Raw genomic sequence first — 293 nt, 5'->3', positions numbered from 1 at the left:
CTTGGACCTGATAAGCTCCTTGCCCTTCATGCAGTATAATTCCTCGAAGACAATGATTCACAGCTTGTCGGACTCGGTTGCACCGCTCGTCCAGACAATTTCCCGCGGATCGGCGTTGACCAGGTCGGCGACCTGGCGGCGAGCGTTCTCGACCGCTTCCTCGGCTTTCCAGCCAAAGACGTGGGAGCGCGACGCCGGGTTACCGTAGTTCGCGTCTACGTGCAGGCAGTAGCTCATCTTCTGGGGATCGCTTGTTTAGAGCGGGGTGGTCGCGGAGTTATCGAGGTATATCG

General features: G+C 58.0%; 1 pseudogene. It reads right to left on the bottom strand.

The features are described 5' to 3' along the window. Positions 1-60: 60 nt before the first annotated feature. A pseudogene (locus tag M2D63_RS25660) lies at positions 61-291 on the bottom strand (aminotransferase class V-fold PLP-dependent enzyme); the annotation flags it as partial. Between the last annotated feature and the right edge of the window lie 2 nt (positions 292-293).

The sequence above is a fragment of the Pseudomonas sp. BJa5 genome (assembly GCF_030272875.2).
GTDB lineage: Bacteria > Pseudomonadota > Gammaproteobacteria > Pseudomonadales > Pseudomonadaceae > Aquipseudomonas.
The sequence above is the reverse complement of the archived record's forward strand: the minus strand, read 5'-3'. Positions and strand labels throughout refer to the sequence as shown.